The sequence below is a fragment of the Myxococcus sp. AM010 genome (assembly GCF_013372585.1).
Lineage (GTDB): Bacteria > Myxococcota > Myxococcia > Myxococcales > Myxococcaceae > Myxococcus > Myxococcus vastator.
Map to the genome: position 1 here is coordinate 1 of NZ_JABXEO010000252.1, position 407 is coordinate 407.

The window sequence follows — 407 nt, forward strand, 5'->3', positions numbered from 1 at the left end:
CCAACGTCTTCACCGCGCAGGTGGGCAACCTGCTGCCGGGCGAGGAGACGCTGGTGGAGGTGGAGTTCCTGCAGACGCTCACCGCGGAGGAGGGCAGCGTGCGCTGGATGCTGCCCACGCTGGTGGCGCCCCGGTACATGCCCGGCGCGGTGCACGGCGACCGCACCGGCCATGGCAGCGCGGCCCCGACGACGCGGGTGCCGGACGCGGACCGCATCTCCCCGCCCACGAGCATGAACGTGGACTACGGGCTGCGCATGGACCTGCTCATCGACGTGGGCCGTGACGTGGTGGTGGAGAGCCCGTCCCACCGCATCACCGTCGCGAAGGAGGGCACGCGCACGCGGGTGAGCCTGCAGCGCGATTCGTTCCTCAAGGACTTCGCGGGCAACGAGGTGGCGCTGGAC

The 407-nt window shown here is 71.5% G+C and carries 1 pseudogene; it reads left to right on the forward strand.

The annotated features are described in order from the left end of the window. Positions 1-407: pseudogene (locus tag HV826_RS36565) on the forward strand (VWA domain-containing protein); the annotation flags it as partial.